Below are 21,554 nucleotides of genomic sequence, written 5' to 3' on the forward strand. Positions count from 1 at the left end.
GCTTGCGCTGACCGCATTGCTGCCCGTGAATGCGCAACCAAGCGGCGATCCATGCGCGCGAGCCGCAGGCCGGCCTGGAGTGCGACCCGCAGCTCTTGCTCAGAGCCGGAAGTCGCCCATGCTGTCGTCACCGGCTTGCTCATCGGCGTCGAGCAGTGCCAGGTGCTCTGGCTGGAACCACTTGTTGAGCAGAAGGCGCAACGGCACCAGCATCGCGATGAACAAGGGGAACAAAATCCCCGCCGGGCTGCTCTTGAGGATCCACAACACCACCAGACAGAGAACCTGGACCAGGGTGAAGAGGTGGATGACCTTCCAAGGAACATGACGGACATAGTGGGTATTGGGATACAGGTTGCGGTCCGTCAACCACAGTTTCAACCGCTCATAGAAATCCGTCCCGTTGAGGGTGGCGAAACCCATGAACAGGAACAGGCCGAAAAGTACCTCGGTCGGAATTTGCTTGATCAGCGGCAACATGAAAAGCGAGGCCGCAATCAGAATATGGATGGCGAGCGGGGAGACTCGGTTTTCTCGGACCGCCACGATGCGCTCGGCGCCGGAATCATCGTCCTGTCGCTTGGTGTCCGCCAAACTCTTGACGTGGTTGAGGGAATGGACGGTGGCCGCGACAATCCAGGGCAAACCAAACACCGAACACACCGCGGTGATGACGCCGACGACAGCCAAGTCCAAGTGATAGCCGCCCCCTTTTCGGAGGGCATGAGAAGGGCTGTTGACCAGACGAGTCGTGATGTTCTGGTCGAGGAACAGCAGAACGGTGACCAAGATAGCCGGTCCCAGGCAGGCGAAAATCAGCCAGACGGGCACCGAGAACATGTCGATGAGCCAGGACCTGCCGGTGGTGGTCCCGAGGTGGTCGGGAATGGTCACGTCCGCCACCTTCACCTCCGGCAACGCCAAGGCGAACGTTGTCATCAACGCTATGGCGATGGTGGGCCCGAAGTCCGCGACGAATTCGCGGAACCTGCGCTGGACATACCTGGTTTGCAGGAAAGACTTGAAGGTGCGGGCCAACAGGAATGTTCCCAAGGCGAGCACCAAAGTCATCAGGGCGGTCGCATCGTTGCGCGGTGAGGCGGTGAATGGCGACACCACGGAACGCGCTGCTTCGACGATAAAGATGATGGCGATGAGGACGGCGAAGATCTCGTCGACGAAGCGGGTGAAGAACTTCATGAGCGCGCTGGCATCGGTCACCACGAGGACCAGAATGAGAACGCCCGACCAGACTCCTACCCATGCGTAGATTGGCAAAAAGGGAAGGTCGAAACGCTGGCACATCGTGTACAGCAGGCCGGTGAAAATCACGATGGGGCCGGTGCCGCCCAAAATGGTCAGAGGTTGTGCGGACAATAGCGCGAACAGGATTCCGCCGATCGCGGTTGCCACAATCATTTCCACGATGCCGATCTCACCGTGGGTCATGACGCTGGTGAGGCCGCCGAAGGCAATAGCATTTGCAAGGCAGGCGAAAAAGAGAAAACTCACCGACGCTACGACTTTCGAATGAAGCCCGTCCTTGAAGTCGCTGCCATAGAAAGGCAGCTTTCGCTGTACATCCGCCCAAAATCCTCCGCCCAATCGGCGGGTATAGGTCAGGAGGTCCATTTCGTGCGCTTGTGGGGCGCCCGACGCGCCGTTCCGATTGCCTGACACGGATTCACCCTTCCAGTCGAAAACACTCGACCCGTTCCGAGCCGAGTTGCCGACCAGACTTTCCGGCGCACCTATTGCCAACATGCAGTGCCGAGCTGGCAGAAAGCAACCCCAAACGGGGTGCTCAGCGGTGCTCATCGGATACTCATAGGCCACGCGGACCTCCCGAGTGGGCGAATCGCACGGCCTATCGTAAAGACCCATGGACCTCAGACGGCGCATACCCCTGCTGCGGTGGTCGGTGTGGCGAATGGCCACCGGGGCCCGCAACATCACCAGAACCGGACAGATCGGTGACGGGCGCGAAGCGGCGGTCGTCGACTACGTCCTGAAGAACGCGCGGGCCGGGGACGTCGACGACGTGCTGGCCACCATCGACAAGTTCGCCTATCAGAAGTCGATGTTGATCAACGTCGGAGACGAGAAAGGAGCCATCCTGGACGCCGCGGTGCGGCGGGCCGATCCGGCGGTGGCGTTGGAACTGGGCACCTACGTCGGCTACGGCGCACTACGCATTGCTCGCGCCGCGCCGAACGCCGAGGTGTACTCCGTGGAGCTTGCCGACGCGAACGCCGCCAATGCTCGCCGAATCTGGGCTCACGCCGGCGTGGCTGACCGCGTCACCTGTCTGGTCGGCACCATCTCTGACGGTGGCCGCACCCTGGATGCATTGGCCACTGACCACGAATTCAGTTCTGGTGCACTGGATTTCCTGTTCCTCGATCACGACAAAGACGCATACCTGGCCGACCTGAACAGCATCCTGGACCGTGGCTGGCTACACCGCGGGTCGATCGTTGTCGCCGACAACGTCCGGGTGCCAGGCGCGCCGAAGTATCGCGCGTATATGCGCGAACACGAGGGCAAGTCGTGGCGGACGGTCGAGCACAAAACCCATCTGGAATACCAGTCGCTGGTCTCGGACCTGGTGCTGGAATCCGAATACCTGGGTTAGGTTGCGCGAGCAGACGCAGAGTCGCACGTTTCGGCACGAAATAGTGCGATTCTGCGTCTGCTCGCGGTAGTTAGGTGGCGCGCGGGTGGGCTCCGGCCCACACTTCGCGCAACGCATGCACGGTCACCAGGGTGTAGATCTGCGTCGTTGTCACCGAGGCGTGGCCCAACAGTTCCTGCACCACGCGCACGTCGGCCCCACCCTCGAGCAGGTGCGTGGCAAAAGAATGCCGCAGCAGGTGTGGTGACACACCGGAGGTGATGCCGGCCCGCTCGGCGGCATCCTGCAGAACCTGCCAGGCGCTTTGGCGCGACAATCGGCCCCCGCGCGCGTTGAGGAAGATGGCCGGTGTGCCGCGACCGCGTCGGGCCAAATCCGGTCGGCCGCGCACCAGATAGGCATCCAGGGCCTGCACGGCGGGCCGCCCGATCGGGACCAGGCGTTGCTTGCCGCCCTTGCCGCGCAACAACACCGAGCGAGCATGGGTGTCGATGTCATCGACGTCGAGACCGACAGCTTCGGAGATCCGCGAACCCGTCGAGTACAACAACTCGAGCAGCGCCCGATTCCGCAGCGTCAGGGGGCCGTCGGACGCATCCTCGCCGCCTGCGGCTTCCAGCAGTGCCAACACCTGGTCGATGGTCAAACTCTTGGGCAATCGACGGCTCGGCGTCGGCGGACGCACCGCCCGTGCCACGTCCAGCTCGGTCAGCCCTTCGGCCGCGGCGAATCGGTGCAGCCCGCGTACCGCGATCAAAGCCCGCGCCGCCGACACCGCGGACAGCGCCGCTGCGCCGGACTCGGGGTCACCACGTCGCAGCGCCACCAAGAACTCGCTGACATCAGCTTCGCCTACCTTGGCCAAATCGTGAATCCCACGCTCCGCCAAGTGTTTCGAGTAACGGCGCAGGTCGCGGCGGTAGGAACTCAAAGTGTTTGCCGCAACGCCCCGCTCGATCGCCAGGTGGTCGAGATAACCCTGCAACTGCGCATCGAGTGTCAGGGCCGCAGTCACGACCCGGCCTTGCGCTTGGCGAATGCCGTCGGTCTGTCGACCCACGCAGTGTCGAACGAACGCGGCGACGCGATCCCGGCGGTAACCGCGTGTGCCGCCAGAATCCCGGCGATAGCAATGGAATTGACGATGTCTCCGCTCAACGCCCCGGCGACCGCCTCGTCCAGCGGAAACCATCGCATCGTCATATCGGCTTCTTCATCGTGCGCCTCGGGGCGACCAATGTCGGTAAGTCCGGTGGCCAGGTAAACCCGCACCGATTCGTCGCTGTAGCCCGGCGCGGTATTGACGTCCAGCAGCACCTCCCAGGTGCTTGCCTGCAGTCCGACCTCTTCCTCGAGTTCACGCACCGCTGTCAAGTGTGGTGCTTCGCCCGGGGCGTCGAGCAGTCCGGCAGGCAGTTCCCATATCCGGCGGCCATAGGTGTGCCGATACTGGTAGACCAAAGCGACTTCGTTGTCGTCGTTCATCGCCACTACTGCGACCGCGCCGTAGTGCTCGAGGACTTCGCGCCTTGCGACGTTGCCGCCCGGCATCCGCACCCCGTCCCGGCGCAGCGCGAAAATTGCGCCCTGGTAGAGGGTTTCAGACGAGACCGTCTCGAAATCGTGTTCAGCCACGGATGACGGGTTCAGGTAGCGACTGCCCGATCACTGAACCATTGCCATTGGGCGCGTGCTCGTCTGGAAACTCGGGCATCTCGACAGGCAACAGTTCACCGGCCTTGTAGTCGATGGCCGCCCTGACGAACGCGACGAACAGCGGATGCGGCCGGGTGGGGCGGCTCTTCAACTCGGGGTGAGCCTGGGTGCCGACGACGAACGGGTGCTGGTCGGCCGGGTACTCGACGAATTCGACGAGGTGCCCGTCGGGCGATGTGCCGGAGAAGCGCAGACCGCTCTCGGCGATCTTGTCCCGGTAGGCGTTGTTTACCTCGTAGCGGTGGCGGTGCCGTTCGGACACCTGGGTCGCTTGATATGCCTGGGCCACAATGGAATCCGACTCCAGTACGGCCGGGTATGCACCTAGCCGCATGGTGCCGCCCAGATCGGCCTCGCCGGCCACGATGTGCTCCTGATCGGCCATGGTGGAGATGACCGGATCCGGTGTGTCGGGCTCGAACTCCGCTGAGTTCGCCTCGGTGAGACCCACCGAACGAGCGGCTTCGATCACAATGCACTGCAAGCCGAGGCACAAGCCCAGCACCGGTAACCCACGCACCCGCGCGTGCCGAATGGCGCCGATCTTGCCTTCGATGCCGCGGATCCCGAAGCCACCGGGAATCAGCACCCCATGCACGTCGGCCAGGGCGGCCGCCGCGCCGCTGGGCGTCTCGCAGTCATCGGAAGCGACCCAATGGATTTCGACCTTGGCGCGATGCTTGAAGCCGCCGGCGCGCAGCGCCTCGCTGACCGACAGGTAGGCATCGGAAAGCTCGACATACTTGCCCACCAAGGCTATGCGCACGGTGTCGTGCGGCTCGTGCACCCGGCGCAGCAGGTCGTTCCATTGCGTCCAATCGACGTCGCGGAACGGCAGATTGAGCCGGCGCACCACGAACGCGTCGAGTTCCTCGCGATGCAGCACCTTGGGGATGTCGTAGATGGAGGGCGCGTCCGGTGTGGAGATGACGCCGTCGATGTCGACGTCACACATGAGCGCGATCTTGTTCTTCAGCGCTTCGGGGACGTCGCGGTCACAGCGCAGGATCAGCGCGTCCGGGCTGATACCGATGCTGCGCAACGCGGCGACCGAGTGCTGGGTCGGCTTGGTCTTGAGCTCTCCCGACGGCGCCAGGTACGGCACCAGCGACACATGCAAGAAGAAGACGTCCTCGCGGCCAAGGTAATGACGCACCTGGCGGGCGGCCTCCAAGAACGGTTGCGACTCGATGTCGCCGACAGTGCCGCCGATCTCGGTGATGACGACGTCGGGGCGGTGGCCGTCGGCGTCCGGCTCGGCCATCGCCAGAATGCGGCGCTTGATCTCGTCGGTGATGTGCGGAATCACCTGAACGGTGTCGCCGAGGTATTCGCCGCGGCGCTCCTTGGCGATCACCGTCGAATACACCTGTCCGGTAGTCACATTCGCCGATCCGGACAGATCGCGGTCGAGAAAGCGTTCGTAGTGGCCGACGTCGAGGTCGGTCTCGGCGCCGTCCTCAGTGACAAAGACCTCACCGTGCTGGAACGGGTTCATGGTGCCGGGATCGACATTGAGGTAAGGGTCGAGCTTTTGCATCGTGACATGCAATCCGCGGGCGGTCAGCAACTGTCCGAGGCTGCTGGCAGTTAAGCCCTTGCCGAGCGAAGAGGCGACACCACCGCTGACGAAGAGGTGCTTGGTGGCGGTGTGCGGATGCTTACGCAACTGGGCGACCTCCGTGAAGACGGGCAGGGCATGTGATTCTTTTCGCAGCTGGGCCTGCCGACCCACGGAAACCCACCCTAACATCCACGGCGCCCCGCCGCGCCGAACACGCCCTACTGAGGAACGGTCACTGATGTCGCGCCATGTCCGGTGCCGTAATGACCGGGATGGCCGCCGCCAACCAGGTCGTGCAGGGCCAGGGTCGCCGTGATCCGGCCCGGCTCGGCGTCGACGTCGTCAACGGTGCTGATCGCGGCGGCCATGGCTGCATCGGCGCGGGCCACGGCAACGGCGGCGCTACCGCCCGCCGACCCGTCCCGACCGGCCAAAACCGTTCCCGAACCGTGCGGCGCCAGGGCAGCGGCAAACCGTGCGACAGTGACTCCCTGATTCCCGGCGTCGGCGGGCAGTCCGCCGCCGGTCACCACGATGGCGGTGTTCGCCGGCGCGAGATGGGTGTTGGGCTGATAGGTGATGAAGCCGGTCTCCCGCAGGGCCGCCAGCACGGTGTCGCGTGCGGCGTCGTCCACCGGCGCCTGTTGGGGGTTGCTGTTGATCAGCAGGGTCAGTCCGAGCAAGTCGCCGGCCTGCGAACCCTGGTCGACCAACTTGGTGCTCAATTGCGAACCCGCGGGCAGGACTGAGGAGTTAACCACCGAGCGCAACTTCTCCCCCGAGTTGGCCTCCACGAATTCATGCGTCAGCGACACGGTTCCGGTGACCGAGCCGCCGGCCTGCCCCACGATCTTGGACACCGCCGCGACGTCGTCGTCTTTGGCGTCAGGCGTTCGGAACAGGACCACCGTCTTGCCGGCCAACGCGTCGTGCACGATGCGCCCGAGCACCTGGGCGTCGAAAGTATGTGCCGCGCTTAGCTTCTCGTTCAGCTGATTGCGTTGGTCATTGAGCGTGCTCACCTGGCTGGCCAGGTCACGCTTCTCGTTACGCAAACTCGACAGCACGGTGTCGGAGAAGAAGCCGGAACCCAGCACCACTCCGATGGCCAGCGCCAGGAAGACGGCGGCCAGCGAGATCGCATGTTGGCGTAACGAGATCATGAGGGCACGTCCTTATTTACGACACCAAGTTCTGGATCCAAAGGGTGAATTGGTTCCAGTAGTCGACGACCCAATGCAGCACCACGCCGTCGGTGCGCGATACCCAGAGCACGACGATGATGGCGATCAACATGGTCAGCGCCAACAGCGCGATGGCACCACCGGAGATGTGGTTGCGGTACAGCGTGGCGACGGCCTTCGCATCCACGAGTTTCTCCCCGACCCGCAACCTGGTCAGGAAGGTCGACGGATTGCTCTGCGACCGCGTCCGGTCGAAGAACGTCTCGATATTGGCGGTGTGGCCGGCGGTGACCAGCAGGGCGGCGCCATGATGGTCGGCTAGCAGCAGTGCGAGATCGGTAGCGGATCCCGCGGCGGGGAACGTCATCGCCCCGACGCCGAGGTCCTGTATCCGTTCCAGACCGGCAGCGTGGCCGTCGGCGTCGGCGGGCAGTACGACCTGGGCACCGCACTTGAGAACTTCGGCACTGATCTGGTCGGGGTCGCCGACGATGAGCTGCGGGCGGTAGCCAGCCTTGCGCAGTACATCGGCGCCCTGCCCGACACCGACAAGCACCGGTTGGTACTCCTTGATGAACGGCTTGAGGGACTTCAGGTCCTCGGCTGCGCTGAGCTCTTCGGAGACGATGACGACGTGGCGGCGGCGCATGTCGACGTCGATGTCGGGGATGCCGATGCCGTCGATCAGCAATGGGCTTTCACTGCGAATGAACTCAATTGTGTTGCCGGCGAAGGCTTCCAGATGAGCGGCCAGCCCGCTCTTGGCCTCGCGCATCAGGTCGGCGATGTCGTGGTCGGTGCGTTCGGTGCCGCGGATCAGCCGGCGATCGCCGGAGTACACGCCGCCTTCGTAGAGGCGGATCTTGGAGCCGTCCTTGACCTTCTTGAAGATCTCCGGCCCGGTTTCGTCGATCAGCGTCACGCCGTTGTTGACCAGTACCTCGGGGCCGAGGTTGGGGTAGCGCCCCGAGACGGACGGGGAGGCGTTGACGACGGCGGCGATGTCAGCTTCCACCAGCGCGTCGGCGGTGATGCGGTCCAAGTCCAAGATGTCGAGGACCACGATGTCGCCTGGACACACCCGGCGCAGCAGCCGGTCGATATTGCGGTCCACTCGAGCGGTGCCGATCAGACCGGGACGGACGGTGTTGCGAGATAGAAGCGCTGACATCTTCATGGGAGCCGATTCTGTCGGCGAAGAACGCTCGCGGCGGGGAGGCGCGCCGTAACATCTGCCCCAGAAGTTTAAAAGCGTCACAATTGTCACATTTGTATCGCCGGTCGGTTTCGGGGGTTTTAGGGCTGCACCCTGGAGCCCCGGCTGGGTGCGCGAAGGTGCACAGATGTACGGCCGTCGCGGCGTGTTCCCGTGCAGCAGTGCACGCTCGCGCAGAGCGCACAAGGCCAGAAGCAGAGCTAGGCGAGGTCTTGCTGGGCGGCGTCGAGAAGTTCGCGGGCATGGGCGCGGCCGCTGTCGGACTCCCCCAACCCGGCCAGCATCCGGGCCAGTTCGGCCACGCGGTCCTCGCTGTCCAGCCGGCGCACGCCGCTGGCTCCCTTGGGTCCCTGGCTATGCACAACCAGATGCACGTCGGCGTATGCCGCGACTTGGGGCAGATGCGTGACGACGATGACCTGGTGGGTGCGGGCCAGGCGGGCCAGCCGGCGGCCGATCTGCACCGCCGCCCAACCGCCCACCCCCGCGTCGACCTCGTCGAACACCATCGTGGTGCCGGCGGCAGACGCCGCCAACACGACCTCCAGCGCCAGCATCACCCGGGACAACTCCCCGCCCGACGCACTCTTGGCCAGCGGCAGCACCGACATACCGCGGTGGGCGGCGAAACCGAAGTCAACGGAGTCGATGCCGTCCGCACCCGCCCGAGCCGGCTCACCGCTGGGCAGGATCAGCGCCGCCGGGTCGTGGGGGTCGGCCGAATCGGTGCTGACGCCTATGGTGAAATCGGCGTCCGACATCGCCAGACCGGACAGCTCCGCGGTGACCTCTTTGGCCAGCTTCTTGGCTGCTTTGCGTCTGATCTTGCTGAGATCGATTGCCGCCTGGCCTAATTCGCGACCAAGGTCATCGACCCGACGCTCGAGTGCGGCAAGCCCCTCTTCGGAGACGTCGAGTTGAGCAAGCCGGTCGCGGGATTCCTGGGCCCATTGGAGTACGCCGTCGATGTCCGCGGCGTACTTGCGCGTCAGGGTCCGCAGTTGGGCCTGGCGGGCAAGTTTGGTGTCCAGCGCGCTGGCGTCGGTGGGCAGTCCGTCGAGATAGTCGCCTAGTTCTCCGACCGCGTCGACGACGACCGTGAGCGCACCGGCGATCTGGTCAGCCAGCGCCCGAAGCCTCGCGTCGGTTGCCGATTCCAACGCACCGCGGGCCTGCCCCATCGCTTCAGCGGCGCCGAGCCCGTCGTCGGAAGAACTGGACAACATCTCGCGGGCAGTCGCGGCGGCCTCCCGCAGCGTGTCCAGCTCGGAGAGCCGAACGATGTCGGCGACCAACTCGTCGTCTTCTGCGGGTTGCGGGTCGACGGCCTCGATCTCGTTGAGCGCGAACTTCAGCCGGTCAGCTTCTTGAGCAAGCTCACGGGTCCTGTTGCGGCGGTCGATCAGGTCACGCCGGGCCGAAAGCCATGCGTCACGCAGCTTTCGGTAGCGCTCCAACGCTGGGCCGGTGGCGGCGAAACGGTCCAGCGCGCCGCGCTGCTCATCAGGCCGCATCAACCGCAGCTGGTCGTTTTGCCCGTGCAGCGCCAACAACTGAGTGGTGAAGCCGCTCAACGACTTTGCCGGCACACTGCGGCCGCCCAAATAGGCCCGCGACGGCCCGTCGCGGTTGACGCTGCGCAAGGCGATCACGCTGCCGTCCTCGTCCCGCTCGGCACCGCAGGCGCTCAGCATCTCGTCGAGTTCGGCGGTGACCGCGTCGTCGACATCGGTTGTGCTGAAACGACCTTCGACGACGGCGCGCTCGGACCCGGACCGGACACGTGTCGCATCGGCGCGGGCGCCACCCAATAGGTGCAGCCCGGTGACGACCATGGTCTTGCCGGTGCCGGTCTCGCCGGTCAGCACCGTCAGCCCGCGATCGAACTCCGCGGTCGCAACGCTGATTGCCCCCAGCGATTCGATTCGGATCTCAGTCAGCATTAACGTCCGCGCCAACCCGCTACCGGCAGGCGGAACTTGGTCACCAGGCGGTCGGTGAACGGCGCACTGTCCAACCTGGCCCATTTGACCGGCGTGGCAGAACGAGTCACCTCGAGTCGACTGCCGGCCGGCACCAGCATGTCGCGACGCCCGTCGCAGAACACCAGGGCGTCGTGCCCTCCGGCCTCGATCTCGATCGCGATGACGGCGTCGGGACTGGTGACCATCGGCCGTCCGAACAAGGCGTGAGCGTTGTTGGGTACCACCAGGATTGCCTCCAGGTCGGGCCACAAAACCGGTCCGCCCGCGGAGAAGGCGTATGCGGTGGAGCCGGTGGGAGTGGACACCAGCACCCCGTCGCAGCCGAACGTCGACACCGGCCGGCCGTCGATCTCTACGACCACTCCCAGAACACCGAGCCTCGGGCCTTTCTCCAGACTTGCTTCGTTGAGCGCCCACCCCTGGTCGATGATCTCCCCGCCTTGACGCACCACGACATCGAGAGTCAACCGATCCTCGACGCGGTAGTCCTGGGCGACAACGTGTTCCAGTACCACATCGATGGCCTCGGCCTCGGCTTCGGCCAGGAATCCGATCCGGCCAAGGTTGACTCCCAGTACCGGAATGCTGGCGTTGCGCGCCAATTCGGCGGCGCGCAGGAAGGTACCGTCGCCGCCCAGCACCAACACCAGTTCGCAGCCGTCGGCGGCCATCGGATCAGCGTCGACAACCTCAATGTCCACACCCACGGCCCGCACGTCATGAGGGCCCAGCCGCATCGAGCCCTTGTCAACCGATTCCGCCGAGAGGGCACAGAGCGCAATCCCCTTGTCGCCCAGCACTTTTTCCACCCGCCTTGCGGTTTCGGCGGCCCGGTCTCGCGCGCCGTGGACCACCAGCAGGACGGTACGTTCTGTAGTCACTGCGGACCCTCCTGAACAGCGTGTTGCACCGCGTTGACAAGTTCGTCGCCGAGCAACGCGCGGTCGGTCTGGGCGCGCAGCCAGAGGAAGTATTCGACGTTGCCCGAGGGACCCGGCAGCGGGCTGGCCGTGACGCCGATGGTGTGCCAGCCCAGCGTCCCGGCACGCCGGGAAACGGCGAGCACCGAATTCATGCGCAGCACAGGATCCTGCACCACACCCCCGGGCCCGACGGCGCCCTTGCCCACCTCAAACTGCGGCTTCACCATGGGAACGATATCGGCGTCGGGACAAGCGCAGGCAACCAGCGCGGGCAACACCGTCGCCAACGAGATGAATGACAGGTCGGCCACCACCAGATTGACGGGACCGCCGACGGCCTCCGGCGACAGGTCGCGCACGTTGGTCCGCTCCACAACCGTCACGCGCGCGTCGCTGCGCAGCGACCACGCGAGCTGACCGTAGCCGACATCGGCGGCGACGACTTCGGTGGCGCCACGATCCAGTAGTACCTCGGTAAACCCGCCGGTCGAGGCACCGGCATCGAGGCAGCGGCGGCCCTCGACCGTGATCTGGAAGGCGTCCAACGCTCCGATGAGTTTGTGCGCCCCGCGAGAGACCCAGCTGCGTTCGCCGTCATCGGCGACAGTGATCGCCGCGGTGATGGCGACCGCGGTGGCTGGCTTTGCCGCGGGCAACCCGTCGATCCGCACCTTGCCGGCGCCGATCAGCTCGGCGGCCTGCTGCCGCGAACGCGCCAGGCCTCGCCGCACCAGCTCGGCGTCAACGCGGGCACGCCGCGGCATGCGCGCACTCAGCCCTTCTCCGCCGACTCCAGCGCCTGCAACAGCACGTCGTGCGCCTCCGAAAGGCGCCGGGCAATGTCCTCCAACTCGTCCAGCGACGGGCCGACGGTGGCGTCTGTCGTGTCAGGCAACTGGGCCAGCAGCGATTCGATTTCCGCGCGTATCTGATCAGGATCGATAGTCATTGCGCTCCTACGCTAGTAGGGACCAGCGCTCCAGCGCGTCCCGGGCCTGATCGTCACCGGCTTCGATGTTCACCGAGCCCGACGCATCCCAGACGGCGCTCGCCACCGCACGCACGATCGAAAGATCGTCGCCCTGTTCGTCACCGTTCACGGTGACCGTTGCCGTCTCGTCCCCGACGTCGACGCGCCAGCCCGGCTGCGGTCCCACCTTCAACACCTCACCATCCTGATGCAGCGACCGAAGGTCCTGACCAAGGTAAGTGGGCCGCTGGGCGGGTTCGGCGTATACCGCGTCGCGAGCGGAATTCACGCCAGTGAGCACCATCAGGCTGGGCAACTCCGCGGCGTTGGCGCCTTCGATGTCGGTGTCCAGGCGGTCACCGACCACCAGCGGTGCTCGAAAGTCGCCGCGTTCCACCGCATCCTTCATCAACTGTGGTCCCGGTTTACCCGCCACCTGGGGTTCGGATCCGGTGGCGGCACGCAATGCGGCGACCAGAGATCCGTTGCCGGGCAACAACCCTCGCTCGGTGGGCAGCGTGAAGTCGACGTTGGCCGCTACCCACAGCGCACCGGCCCGGATGGCCAGCGTGGCCTCGGCGAGTTCGGGCCAACCGACGGTCTTGGACAGCCCTTGGACGACGGCATCCGGCCCGTCGTCGAAGCAATGGACCGGTTTCAAACCGGCGGCGGTGATCTCGTCGGCCAGTGCGTCGGTGCCGACGATCAGCACTTTCGAACCGGGCTGCAGTTGCGCGGCGAGCAGGTGGGCGGCGCTTTGCGCGCTCGTGACGACATCGTCGCTGCCGGCGGTAAAACCGAGCTCCCGCAGATGTGCGGCGACGTCGTCGGCGCTACGCGAGGCGTTGTTGGTGACAAACAGTTTGCGGTAGTCGATTCCGTCTAACGACTCGACCGCCCCCTCGGTCGGACTGTGACCACGAAAGACCGTGCCATCCAAGTCGAGCAATAGACAGTCGTATTGTTGCGCAACGCTTTTCGTGTCAGCCAAGTTCGCCGACCCGGTCCTCGGCGTCGGTGACACCGTCCACATCGGCGGCCGCAGACCGCAAAAACCATTGCAGGGCTTCGTCGGTGCGTCCGAGCGTCAAAAGTGTGTCGGCGTAGGCGTAGAACAGCCGCGCGGCCGTTGAACCCGTGCGGGTGGGATCCAGTTGAGGGGTGGCCAACACCGTCAGCGCCTGCTCGAGTTGCCCGAGGTCGGCGCGCGCGCCGGCGGCCACGATGCGCAACTCGTCGGCGTCGTCGCCACTGAGCTCGGCCGCCTCCGGGCCGCGGGCCAGGTCGATGGCCCGCTGCGGACGACCGAGGCCACGCTCGCAATCGGCGATCAGCGCCAACAACGCGGATTTACTGCCCATCCGGCGCGCGGCACGGAATTCGGCCAGCGCCTGAGCCCAATCGCCGCAGCGATAGGCGGCGATTCCGACAGCCTCGCGAACCGCGGCGATCCGACTGGCCCGAGCCCGGGCCGCGCGTGCGTGATTCAGCGCGGCTTGCGGATCTTCGTCGAGTAGGCCGCCGGCGGCGACCAGATGACGGGCCACGGCGTCGGCAGTTGCCCGGTCCAAAGTGCTCAGGTCGCGCCGGACATCGGGCGCGAGTTGTTTGGCGTCGATGTCGGCGGGAATCACCGGCCCCGCGACGTTGTCATTGGCCGGTACGGCCTGGGGTTGGGCAGGTCGCGCCCGTCCCGGCCCGGATCTCCGCGGCGCGCCGTTGGACGCTGGTCGCGGGCGCCGCCTGTCTTCAACCACTCGCTAGAGGTTACGGGTAGCGCCGGTGCGCCCACAATTTGCCGGTCGGCGACCGGCACCCCGTGCAGCGCCACTACCAGCGCATTCCATCACAATTCATATATTGGGCAACGCCTGCGTAACAGCCTGAGCCATGCCCTTTGTCAGTGTGCTGCCGGAAATGGTGGCCACAGCCGCCGGTGAACTGATCGACATCGGCTCCAGGATTGACTCCGCCAATCTGGCCGCGGCGGTGCCGACCACCACGCTGCTAGCGGCGGGTACTGATGAGGTATCGACAGCCATCGCAGCGCTGTTCAGCAACCACGCACACGCGTATCAGGCCATCAGCGCGCAGGTCGCCGACTTCGACTACCAATTCACTAGAGCCCTGTCCGGTGGCGCGGCGGCATACGCGACTGCTGAGACCACCAACGCTTTGGACCAGCTGTTGTCCATAATCAACGCGCCCTCGGTCGCGCTGACTGGGCGCGGCCTGATCGGCAACGGGACCGATGCAACCACTGCAGGCGGTAACGGCGGTAACGCGGGATGGCTGTTCGGCAACGGAGGCAGCGGCGCGGCAGGCGGTGCCGGAAAGGTCGGCGGCAACGGTGGATCGGCCGGCCTGATTGGCATCGGCGGTACCGGCGGCACGGGTGGCGCCGGCGCGACCGGAGGCGCCGGCGGAGTTGGCGGATTGCTCTTCGGTGCTGGCGGCACCGGAGGCGCGGGCGGTCAGGCCACCAGTACCAGTGCCGGCGGGTTCGGCGGCACCGGCGGGGCGGCTGGGCTCTTCGGATGGGGCGGCACCGGCGGACTCGGCGGCGATGCCGGCAGCTATACCGGCAACGGTGGCATCGGCGGCACGGGCGGCTTGGGTGGAGCGCTATTCGGGGCCGGCGGAAATGGAGGTGCCGGCGGCGCCGGTTCGAGCACCAGCTACGGCGGCGCGGGCGGCGACGGAGGAGCGGCCGGTGCCTTCGGCAACGGCGGAACGGGTGGGCTCGGCGGCACCGGCATGGTCGGCGGCCACGGCGGCAACGGCGGCCAAATGGGCGGTAACGGTGGCGACGGCGGCCAAGGCGGAATCGGCCGATTCGCCACTGTGCCAGGATTTTCCAACATTGATCCCGGGCAAGGCGGCACCGGCGGCGATTCCTACCTCTTCGGCAACGGCGGCAACGGCGGCCAAGGCGGTACCGGCTGGCATGGATCCGACGCCGTCAACCCCAGCCACGCCATCAACACCGCGGTCGCCAAGGCCGGGGCATCGAACGGGACGCCGACCAACCCGGCGAACAACTCCTTTGCACCAATCACGGGCGGAGATGGCACAGCCGGATCTACCGGCGCAGCGGGCCAGGACGGCGGAACCGGTGGGTCAGGCGGGTCCGTGTTCTCTCAGCACACCAGCAACGCCACCGGCGGACGGGGAGGCGACGGCGGCAAAGCCGGGGTCGGCGGCGCAAACGGTGGCAATGGGGGCGCGGGCGGCGACGGCGGCGCCACTGCTGACACCTACGCAGATTTCATCACCGGTGGTCGTGGGGGCGACGGCGGCGATGGCAGTGCATCCGGCGGCGCCGGCGGTACCGGGGGCACCGGCGGCACGGCCAAGGCTCCGACTACCCACACCATAGGAGGTGACGGGGGTGCAGGCGGTAACGGTGCCGCCAGCACCGCCAAGGCCGGTGACGGCGGCATCGGAGGTCTCGGCGGTAACGGTGGTCACGCTGGTCAGATATTCGGAAACGGCGGAGCCGGCGGCCAAGGCGGGACCGGCGGGACGGGCGGGACCGGCGCAACAGGCGGTGCCGGTGGCTTCGGCGGCGCGGGCGGCGCGGGGATCGGCCAACAGCATGATCCCGTCGCCAACGGCGGTGTCGGTGGCGACGGCGGCGACGGCGGAACCGGCAGTGTCGGCGGCAATGGCGGTACGGGCGGTGCCGGTGGAAACGGGGGCGCCGGTGCCAAGTTCATCGGCAACGGCGGAGCAGGCGGAAACGCCGGAAACGGCGGAATCGGGGGTACCGGAGGCACCGGCGGCGCGGGCGGACATGGCGGCGCTGGCGGTCTCGGCGATGCCGGCGTGGTCGGGTATCCCGGCGACGGAAGCATGCACGACCAGGGCGGCATCGGTGGCGCGGGCGGAACAGGTGGAACCGGCGGCAAAGGCGGAACGGGTGGCAATGGGGGCGCCGCAGGGGTTCAGGGTGGTGCCGGTGCACCCGGCGGCCTGATCGGGCTTGCGGGTCAAGTCGGATCCGTGGGGGTCGCCGGCGGCGGTGGAGCGGGCGGCGACGGCGGAGCCGTCGGCACGGGCGGCGTCGGCGGTGACGGCGGTTACTTCATCCCCGGCGGCACAGGCCCGTTCAGCGGCACCGGACACGACGGCGCCAATGGCGCCAACGGCACCACTCTTGGCCGCGGCGCGTCTGGCCAGTCCGGATAGCGACATCGCATGCGTTGCAGCCGAACGTCTTTAGAGCCTTCCATCACGGACTAGGAGTGTGCCGATGTCGTTCCTAACGGTTAGCGCTGAACTCGTGTCAAGTGCCGCCGCCGATCTGGCTGGTATTGGTTCGTCGATTGATGTCGCGAATTTTGCTGCCGCGGTGCCGACGACGGCGTTGGCAGCGGCTGCTGGGGATGAGGTGTCGGCTGCGATCGCGGAGTTGTTCGGTGCTCATGCCCAGCACTATCAGGACATTGGTGCGCAGGTAGCCCGGCTGCAGCGGGAGTTCGTGGCCTCGCTGCAGACCGCGGGGGGCGTTTATGCTGCGGCCGAGGCTGCCGCGGCCAGCCCGCTGCAGCCAGTTCTAGATGCCATCAACGCCCCGGTGATCTCCCTGACTGGACGCGCGCTGATCGCTGATGGCGCCAACGCCACCACCCCCGGCGGCAACGGCGGGGATGCCGGCTGGCTGTGGGGCAACGGCGGCAACGGCGCCGCCGGCGCGGCCGGTCAATCCGGCGGCAACGGTGGAGCCGGCGGCTGGCTAGGCGGCAACGGCGGCAACGGCGGGGCCGGGGGCAACGGAACCCGCAGCGACGTCATCGGCGGGCGCGGCGGGGCCGGCGGCATGGGCGGTGCCGGGGGCAGCGGCGGATTCTGGGGCAACGGCGGGCTCGGCGGCGACGGCGGCACCGGCGGACCGACCACCCAACTCAACGGCCATGCCGGAGCCGGCGGCAACGCCGGTGCCGGCGGCAACGCCGGATACTTCGGCACCGGCGGCAACGGCGGACACGGCGGAGCCGGCGGCAGCGGCATCACCGGCGGGGTCGGCGGCAACGGCGGGGCCGGCGGCACCGGGGGAAGCTGGTACGGCAACGGCGGCACCGGCGGGGCCGGCGGCGACGGCGGCGGCGGATTCACCGCCGGCAACAGCGGCACCGGCGGCAACGGCGGATCCGCAGGCCTGCTCGGGGCCGGCGGCAACGGCGGCAACGGCGGCACCGCCTCATCTAGCCTGAGCCAAAACAACACCGCAGGCGCCGGCGGCAACGGCGGCAACGGCGGCCAGCTCTACGGCGACGGCGGCAACGGCGGCAACGGCGGAACAGCCGCACTCTTTGCCGGCCACGGCGGCCACGGCGGCACCGGCGGCAACGCCGGCACCATCGGCAACGGCGGCAACGGCGGCTACGGCGGCACCGGCGCCACCGGCGGCAACGGCGGCAACGCCGGCCAACTCTTCGGCAACGGCGGCAACGGCGGCCAAGGCGGCACCGGCGCCCCCGCCATCAACGACTTCATCAGCTTCCCCGAAATCACCCCCGGCCAAGGCGGCAACGGCGGCAACTCCTACCTCATCGGCAACGGCGGCAACGGCGGCCAAGGCGGCACCGGCTACACCGGCGCCGACGGCATCAACCCCACGGTCATCACATCGGCCACCAACGGAAATGCCGGACCGTCCTACGGCACCCCGAGCAATCCCACCTATCAATCTCCCTACACAGGTGGTAACGGCTCTGGCGGCCAATTGGGCTCCGCGACAGTAAATGGCGGCAACGGCGGCGCGGGCGGAAGCGTGTATTCCGGGCAGAACGGGCCAACCGGCGGCAACGGCGGCAACGGCGGCAATGGAGCAAACGGCGGCGTCGGCGGCGCTGGCGGGAACGCAAACACCGACCCCAATGGGTCAACTTTCGGCGCGATCGCACACGCCGGTAAGGGCGGCAACGGTGGCGATGCCCTCGCCGCCGGCGGGCAGGGCGGCGATGGAGGCAACGGCGGCTCAGCCACCTCCAACAACGGAGGGTTGGCTTACGCAGGTGCCGGCGGCAAGGGCGGTATGGGCGGCGTAGGAGCCGCGGGCGGTAACGGCGGCACCGGCGGGACCGGCGGCAACGGCGGCAACGCCGGACAGCTGTTCGGCAACGGCGGCGGCGGCGGTGCCGGCGGAACCGGTGGTGCGGGCGGCCTCGGGGCGGTGGGCGGTGTTGGCGGAGACGGCGGGGGCGGCGGTACGGCCCAAGGCGGCTTTTACTCGCAGGGATATCCCGAAAACGGCAGCTCTATCTCGGGAGGTAACGGCGGCGCGGGCGGGATCGGCGGTCATGGCGGCAACGCCGGGAACGGCGGCGCCGGCGGCAATGGCGGAAATGGCGCGCAGTTCTTCGGGAGCGGCGGCAATGGCGGCAATGCGGGCGCGGGCGGCATCGGTGGATTAGGCGGCTTCGGGGGCGCCGGCGGTTCCGGCGGGCAAGGCGGTGGGGCCGCAATCGGCAGTACCGGTGGCGCGGCGGGTACCGGCGGCCAGGGCGGCGACGGGGGTGACGGTGGCCACGGCGGACTCAGCGGCGGAGCGGGCGGCCAGGGCGGGATGTTTGGAAGCGCCGGCAACCGCGGGTCTGCCGGCCAGGGCGGCTCGGGCGGCAGCGGCGGTGAAGGCGGTGGCCCAGGCAGCCAAGGAGCCGCCGGCTCCGGCGTCGGCGGTACGCGTGGGGCCGAAGGCAGTTATGGCATCGCCGGTGATTTTGGTGAGGCCGGATGACGCCTGACCGGACCAAGTCGCGACGAGTCTTCGACGAAAAAGTTGTTGCGGCACAGGTTTTTCAGAGCATTTGGCGGCCAGATCGGCTTGCCGTCGAAACATAGATCATCCGGTTGGCCCAACCGATCGGGTGCGGGATAGGAGTGCGCCGATGTCGTTCTTAACTGTGACTTCGGAACTGGTCTCGGCGGCGGCACATGACCTGGCCGACATCGGGTCGTTGATCACGGCTGCTAACGCGGCAGCTGTGTTGCCGACGTCGGGTCTGGCTGTTGCTGCTGGGGATGAAGTCTCGGCTGCGATTGCGGAGTTGTTCGGGAGCCATGCTCGCGAGTATCAGGCGATCAGCGCGCGGATTGCGGGACTGCAAGAGCAGTTCGTCGCGACCTTGAATGGTGCGGGCGCTGTTTATGCTGCGGCCGAGGCTGCCGCGGCCAGCCCGCTGCAGCCAGTTCTAGATGCCATCAACGCCCCGGTGATCTCCCTGACTGGACGCGCGCTGATCGCTGATGGCGCCAACGCCACCACCCCCGGCGGCAACGGCGGGGATGCCGGCTGGCTGTGGGGCAACGGCGGCAACGGCGCCGCCGGCGCGGCCGGTCAATCCGGCGGCAACGGTGGAGCCGGCGGCTGGCTAGGCGGCAACGGCGGCAACGGCGGGGCCGGGGGCAACGGAACCCGCAGCGACGTCATCGGCGGGCGCGGCGGGGCCGGCGGCATGGGCGGTGCCGGGGGCAGCGGCGGATTCTGGGGCAACGGCGGGCTCGGCGGCGACGGCGGCACCGGCGGACCGACCACCCAACTCAACGGCCATGCCGGAGCCGGCGGCAACGCCGGTGCCGGCGGCAACGCCGGATACTTCGGCACCGGCGGCAACGGCGGACACGGCGGAGCCGGCGGCAGCGGCATCACCGGCGGGGTCGGCGGCAACGGCGGGGCCGGCGGCACCGGGGGAAGCTGGTACGGCAACGGCGGCACCGGCGGGGCCGGCGGCGACGGCGGCGGCGGATTCACCGCCGGCAACAGCGGCACCGGCGGCAACGGCGGATCCGCAGGCCTGCTCGGGGCCGGCGGCAACGGCGGCAACGGCGGCACCGCCTCATCTAGCCTGAGCCAAAACAACACCGCAGGCGCCGGCGGCAACGGCGGCAACGGCGGCCAGCTCTACGGCGACGGCGGCAACGGCGGCAACGGCGGAACAGCCGCACTCTTTGCCGGCCACGGCGGCCACGGCGGCACCGGCGGCAACGCCGGCACCATCGGCAACGGCGGCAACGGCGGCTACGGCGGCACCGGCGCCACCGGCGGCAACGGCGGCAACGCCGGCCAACTCTTCGGCAACGGCGGCAACGGCGGCCAAGGCGGCACCGGCGCCCCCGCCATCAACGACTTCATCAGCTTCCCCGAAATCACCCCCGGCCAAGGCGGCAACGGCGGCAACTCCTACCTCATCGGCAACGGCGGCAACGGCGGCCAAGGCGGCACCGGCTACACCGGCGCCGACGTACCCAAGCTCGACAACCTCTCAACGGCCACCTCAGGCACAGCAGGCAGCGGCGCACCAGGTGGTACTGGCAACGCCACGATGAACGGCGGCGCCGGCGGTTCGGGGGCCAATGTCACCACCAACAACGGAAGCGGCCAGGCCGGCGGTAACGGCGGCAATGGGGCCAACGGGGGTAACGGCGGAGATGGTGGCACGGCTAGCGGCGCACCCAATATCGCCCAGAACCAGGTTGTGCAGGGCGGCAACGGCGGCCGAGGCGGTGACGCTCTCGGCAATGGCGGCAACGGCGGCAACGGCGGCAACGGCGGCGCGGCGACTGACACTGGCGATATCGGCAACGCGGCCGGAGGCCTCGGCGGCGTGGGCGGCAACGGCGCCGATGGCACTGGATCCGGTGGCAACGGCGGCAACGGCGGACTGGGTGGCAACGGCGGCAACGCCGGACAGCTGTTCGGCAACGGCGGCCGAGGCGGAAATGGTGGAACCGGTGGGGCCGGCGGGGCCGCCATCTCCGGGGGCAATGGCGGTAGCGGCGGCAACGGAGGAACCGCTTCCAGCGACTGGTACTCCCAAGGTTGGCCAAAGCGCGGAACCGTTGTCTCCGGAGGCGCTGGCGGCGACGGCGGGGACGCTGCTGGAATCGGCGGAAATGGCGGCAATGGGGGCGGCGGCGGCAACGGCGGCAACGGCGCGACATTCTTCGGATTCGGCGGCGATGGAGGATCCGCCGGCACGGGCGGTGCCGGCGGCGCAGGTGGGAGCGGCGGCAACGGCGGCAACGGCGGTCACGGCGGCAACGCCGTCGGCGATCCCGCTGCGACGCCGTTCATCTACGGCGGCGACGGCGGCGCCGGTGGCGACGGCGGCAATGGCAGCGACGGCGGCAAGGCCGGCCAAGGTGGCGTGAGTGGCGGCGCGGGCGGGCACGGCGGCATGTTGGGCGGCAATGGTGCTTTCGGTTCCGCGGGTGCCGCTGGTACAGCCGGTGCGGCAGGCAAAGCAGGCGCAGCAGGAGCCGGGGGCGCCGCGGGAACGGTCAACGGAAACCTCGATCCCAATGCCCACGCGGGCAGCCAGGGCACCCAGGGAACCAGCGGAAAAGCCGGCTAGCG

General features: G+C 67.8%; 16 protein-coding genes. 4 read left to right on the forward strand and 12 right to left on the reverse strand.

The genetic code is table 11. The features are described 5' to 3' along the window. Positions 1-99: 99 nt before the first annotated feature. The gene (locus A5634_RS00895) at positions 100-1,818 is read right to left on the reverse strand and encodes a sodium bicarbonate transporter family protein (RefSeq protein WP_253861442.1); all 1,719 of its coding nucleotides are present in this window, start codon (positions 1,816-1,818) and stop codon (positions 100-102) included. Positions 1,819-1,882: 64 nt separating this feature from the next. On the opposite strand from A5634_RS00895, the gene A5634_RS00900 reads away from it, so the two are divergent. Continuing rightward, positions 1,883-2,635 carry an O-methyltransferase gene (locus A5634_RS00900; RefSeq protein ID WP_065142187.1) on the forward strand — a complete coding sequence of 251 codons (753 nt, stop codon included), beginning with the start codon at positions 1,883-1,885 and terminating at the stop codon, positions 2,633-2,635. Between the two features lie 70 nt (positions 2,636-2,705). Here A5634_RS00900 and xerD read toward each other — a convergent pair whose 3' ends face one another. From xerD to A5634_RS00950, 11 genes are all read right to left on the reverse strand, one after another. Further along, positions 2,706-3,638, reverse strand: a complete 933-nt coding sequence (xerD, locus tag A5634_RS00905) for a site-specific tyrosine recombinase XerD (protein WP_155769281.1) — start codon at positions 3,636-3,638, stop codon at positions 2,706-2,708. An 8-nt stretch (positions 3,639-3,646) separates the two neighbouring features. After that, positions 3,647-4,270, reverse strand: coding sequence for an NUDIX domain-containing protein (locus A5634_RS00910; RefSeq protein WP_065142188.1), 624 nt, complete (start codon positions 4,268-4,270; stop codon positions 3,647-3,649). Continuing rightward, positions 4,263-6,020: a CTP synthase gene (locus tag A5634_RS00915; RefSeq protein WP_065142248.1), complete on the reverse strand. Its 1,758-nt coding sequence runs from the start codon at positions 6,018-6,020 to the stop codon at positions 4,263-4,265. Before A5634_RS00915 ends, A5634_RS00910 begins: the two co-directional genes overlap by 8 nt. Positions 6,021-6,133: 113 nt before the next feature. Beyond that, on the reverse strand, positions 6,134-7,078 hold the full coding sequence (locus tag A5634_RS00920) for a copper transporter (RefSeq protein WP_065142189.1): 945 nt from the start codon (positions 7,076-7,078) through the stop codon (positions 6,134-6,136). A 16-nt stretch (positions 7,079-7,094) separates the two neighbouring features. Beyond that, the gene (steA, locus tag A5634_RS00925; RefSeq protein ID WP_065142190.1) at positions 7,095-8,276 is read right to left on the reverse strand and encodes a putative cytokinetic ring protein SteA; all 1,182 of its coding nucleotides are present in this window, start codon (positions 8,274-8,276) and stop codon (positions 7,095-7,097) included. A gap of 239 nt (positions 8,277-8,515) precedes the next feature. Beyond that, on the reverse strand, positions 8,516-10,258 hold the full coding sequence (gene recN, locus A5634_RS00930; protein ID WP_065142191.1) for a DNA repair protein RecN: 1,743 nt from the start codon (positions 10,256-10,258) through the stop codon (positions 8,516-8,518). Beyond that, on the reverse strand, positions 10,258-11,181 hold the full coding sequence (locus A5634_RS00935; protein ID WP_065142192.1) for an NAD kinase: 924 nt from the start codon (positions 11,179-11,181) through the stop codon (positions 10,258-10,260). Before A5634_RS00935 ends, recN begins: the two co-directional genes overlap by 1 nt. Further along, positions 11,178-11,987 carry a TlyA family RNA methyltransferase gene (locus A5634_RS00940; RefSeq protein ID WP_065142193.1) on the reverse strand — a complete coding sequence of 270 codons (810 nt, stop codon included), beginning with the start codon at positions 11,985-11,987 and terminating at the stop codon, positions 11,178-11,180. Before A5634_RS00940 ends, A5634_RS00935 begins: the two co-directional genes overlap by 4 nt. An 8-nt stretch (positions 11,988-11,995) precedes the next feature. Beyond that, positions 11,996-12,172, reverse strand: coding sequence for a hypothetical protein (locus A5634_RS27870; RefSeq protein ID WP_155769277.1), 177 nt, complete (start codon positions 12,170-12,172; stop codon positions 11,996-11,998). A gap of 7 nt (positions 12,173-12,179) precedes the next feature. Further along, complete coding sequence (locus A5634_RS00945) at positions 12,180-13,226, reverse strand: HAD-IIA family hydrolase (protein ID WP_065142194.1); 1,047 nt, start codon at positions 13,224-13,226, stop codon at positions 12,180-12,182. Then, on the reverse strand, positions 13,177-13,950 hold the full coding sequence (locus A5634_RS00950; RefSeq protein WP_253861443.1) for a tetratricopeptide repeat protein: 774 nt from the start codon (positions 13,948-13,950) through the stop codon (positions 13,177-13,179). The genes A5634_RS00945 and A5634_RS00950 overlap by 50 nt, the downstream gene beginning before the upstream one ends. 133 nt (positions 13,951-14,083) lie before the next feature. Between A5634_RS00950 and A5634_RS29785 the strand changes: the two genes are divergently transcribed. The 3 genes from A5634_RS29785 (at position 14,084) to A5634_RS29790 (ending at position 21,552) form a co-directional block, all read left to right on the forward strand. Then, complete coding sequence (locus A5634_RS29785; protein ID WP_065142195.1) at positions 14,084-16,384, forward strand: PE family protein; 2,301 nt, start codon at positions 14,084-14,086, stop codon at positions 16,382-16,384. Positions 16,385-16,448: 64 nt separating this feature from the next. Then, positions 16,449-18,935: a PE family protein gene (locus A5634_RS27885; RefSeq protein WP_065142196.1), complete on the forward strand. Its 2,487-nt coding sequence runs from the start codon at positions 16,449-16,451 to the stop codon at positions 18,933-18,935. A 151-nt stretch (positions 18,936-19,086) separates the two neighbouring features. Then, positions 19,087-21,552: a PE family protein gene (locus A5634_RS29790; protein WP_065142197.1), complete on the forward strand. Its 2,466-nt coding sequence runs from the start codon at positions 19,087-19,089 to the stop codon at positions 21,550-21,552. Positions 21,553-21,554: the final 2 nt, after the last annotated feature.

It is taken from the genome of Mycobacterium asiaticum, from assembly GCF_001673365.1.
In the GTDB taxonomy this organism is placed as follows: domain Bacteria; phylum Actinomycetota; class Actinomycetes; order Mycobacteriales; family Mycobacteriaceae; genus Mycobacterium; species Mycobacterium asiaticum_A.